Here is a 2,876-nt window from a genome sequence, read left to right as displayed (position 1 = left end):
CGGGTCCGTGCTGCCGGAGCGGGCAGGCATTGACCCCACCGCCATCCTGCGCGACTTCGACCGCGGCCGGACCAGCACTCTCCCGGACGGCCGCACACTGCGCGAGTGGGACATCGTGGCGGTGGACAAGGACTTCGAAATCGCCCCCGGCATCATCTTCAAGGGATGGAGCTACAACGGCCGCATCCCCGGCCCCACGCTGTGGGCCCGGGAAGGCGATGAGCTGCGCATCCATTTCACGAACGCCGGAGCTCACCCGCACACCATCCACTTCCACGGCATCCACCGCGCCACCATGGACGGCACACCAGGGATCGGCGCGGGCTCCATCGCCCCGGGCCAGAGCTTCACCTACGAATTCGACGCCACACCGTTCGGCACGCACCTCTATCACTGCCACCAGTCACCGCTGGCCCCGCACATCGCGAAAGGCCTCTACGGAGGCTTCATCATCGAGCCCAAGGAAGGCCGCCCGCCGGCGGACGATGAGATGGTAATGGTCATGAACGGCTACAACACCGACGGCGGGGATGACAATGAGTTCTACTCCGTCAACGGCCTGCCCTTCCACTTCATGGACTTCCCGGTCAAGGTCAAGCAAAACGAACTCGTGCGCATCCACCTGATCAATGTTCTCGAATACGACCCGATCAACTCGTTCCACATCCACGGAAACTTCTTCCACTACTACCCCACCGGGACCATGCTGACGCCCAGCGAGTACACCGACACCATCTCCCAGGTCCAGGGCCAGCGCGGCATCCTGGAACTCCGCTTCCCGTACCCGGGCAAGTACATGTTCCACGCCCACAAGACCGAGTTCGCCGAACTGGGCTGGATGGGCTTCTTCGAAGTGAGCGCATCATGACCCTGGATGAGAAGACAAACCCGGCGCAGGCTGCCGAAGTGCACCGCCGGCCACCGCTGCCCCGCTGGCTGCTCGGGCTCGGGCCGCTGGTCCTGATCGCGGTCGTGCTGGGCCTCTTTTCGCTCCTGAACGCACCGGGACTGTCCAAACTGTCCGAGGGCATTCCGCCCAAGGAGGAGATCGCTGTCGAGGACATCCGGCTGACGCCCGGCCAAATCTCCATCACAGTCCGCAATGAGGGCCCGGATCCGGTGGCCATCGCCCAGGTCAACGTCTCTGACTACTACGCCCTGTTCACGCAGACGCGCGAAACCATGGCACCGCTGGAGGCCACCACTCTCACGGTCGACTACAACTGGGTCGACGGCGACCCCTACGAGATCGCGCTCGTGACCACCACCGGCGGCAAAATCCTTACCGAGATCGCGGCGGCGGCCCCGAGCCCGGAACGCGGCAGCCAGTTTTTCGGACTCATGACACTGCTGGGCGTATACGTCGGCGTGATCCCGGTCGCCCTGGGAATGCTGTGGATGCCCTTCGTGCGCCGCTCCTCCGGAGCGTGGATCCGGGTCCTGCTCGGCATCACCGTCGGACTGCTCGCCTTCCTGGCCCTCGACGCGACCCTCGAAGCCGTCGAGCTCGTGGCCAACAACAGCGCCTTCGGCGGAACCATGGTCGTCTTCCTCGGGGCACTGGTCTCCTATCTGGTGCTGGAAGGAACGGACGCCTGGATGCGCCGGCACCAGAAGCCCGGCATTGCCGGCCGGCCCGAGGCTCTGCCGCCCCGGCGCCTGGCCCTGCTGATCGCCATCGGCATCGGCCTCCACAACCTCGGCGAAGGACTCGCCATCGGCTCCGCCTACGCAGTAGGCTCCCTGGCGCTGGGGGCCTCACTGATAGTCGGCTTCGCCATCCACAACACCACCGAGGGCCTGGCCATCGTGACCCCGCTCGCCAAGGAACCCCCAGGGATCGGCCGGCTCGTACTGCTGGGGCTCATCGCCGGGGCCCCCGCGGTCGCAGGGGCACTGATCGGCGCCACCGTCTACCAGCCGGCCCTCTCCGCGTTCCTGCTGGGCATCGGCGCCGGCGCAGTAGCCCAGGTGGCCATCAAACTCCTTCCCTTGCTGAAGGACCGGCAGGGAAAAACCTTCACGGCACTCACCACTCTCGGCATCATCCTCGGACTGGCCGTGATGTTCGTGACCGGGCTGCTCGTCCAGGCATAGGAAACCCCCGGGGACGCCGGAAATTACGCAACTGCCTGAATACATTGACGCATGTACTTTGGAGCCATGGAAACCCTCACCTACGCCCCGGTGCTGGCCCGCTTCGGCTACGCCGGAACAATCAGCCTTTCTCGATGACGAAGTCATCGGCCTGAACAACTTCGGAAAAAACCACTCCCGCCATCCCCTCCGCCCAGAGGAGCCGGGACACAGCGGACCCTGCAGGCAGCGACGACGACTCCGCGAAAACGGAGATCTCCGGCCCCCGCAAGTCGCGTCAGCGCCAGGGCCGCAAGGTAGGGGAGTGCTATTAAAAAGGTCAACGGGTCGGGCTGCGGCAAGTTTCCCGGCGTGAATATTCAGACCGTGACGTCATGGTGGAGGCCTGCTGCTCCATTGCGCGCAGAAAGCAGCTCTTTGTGGTCGCAGTGCGACTTTCGAGCAGTATGGGGTTGGCCAGAAGCCAGGGTGCGTCGATGAGACGTCTCACTGAACTTCGATGGCACTCATCATGCCGAGGTCTTCGTGGTCCAGGATGTGGCAGTGGTACACCGAGCGTCCCCGGAAGTCCCTAAAAGCCACCCTGACCTTCACCCGACCGTTCGCGGGTACGTTGACTACGTCCCGCCAGATGGGGGTGTTCGTCCCTTGGCCGTTTTCCTCGATGATTTGCATCGGCCAGACATGCAGGTGGAACGGGTGATCCATGGGACTGGTGTTGATCAACGTCCATTCCTCCACATTCCCGGCCGCTACCGTGGTGTCTGTTCTGGCCTTGT

3 protein-coding genes are annotated in these 2,876 nt (G+C 64.1%); 2 read left to right on the top strand and 1 reads right to left on the bottom strand.

The features are described 5' to 3' along the window. The coding region (locus K789_RS0110945) for a multicopper oxidase domain-containing protein (protein ID WP_029704876.1) at nucleotides 1-868 on the top strand (868 nt) is incomplete at its 5' end. Then, nucleotides 865-2,097 (top strand): ZIP family metal transporter, encoded by a 1,233-nt coding sequence (locus K789_RS0110940; protein ID WP_024366794.1) that lies wholly within the window; start codon nucleotides 865-867, stop codon nucleotides 2,095-2,097. The genes K789_RS0110945 and K789_RS0110940, both read left to right, overlap by 4 nt. 486 nt (nucleotides 2,098-2,583) lie before the next feature. Here K789_RS0110940 and K789_RS0110930 read toward each other — a convergent pair. Next, a partial coding sequence (locus K789_RS0110930; protein WP_029704875.1) for a multicopper oxidase domain-containing protein occupies nucleotides 2,584-2,876 on the bottom strand: 293 nt, incomplete at its 5' end.

It is taken from the genome of Arthrobacter sp. TB 26 (assembly GCF_000427315.1).
GTDB lineage: Bacteria > Actinomycetota > Actinomycetes > Actinomycetales > Micrococcaceae > Arthrobacter.
Note: the sequence above shows the minus strand (reverse complement) of the source record. Positions and strands in the feature narration are given on the sequence as shown.

What these genes read in the sequence shown, in the direction of transcription:
- K789_RS0110940 (WP_024366794.1), top strand. Translation starts at nt 865, where the DNA reads ATGACCCTGGATGAGAAGACAAACCCGGCGCAGGCTGCCGAAGTGCAC.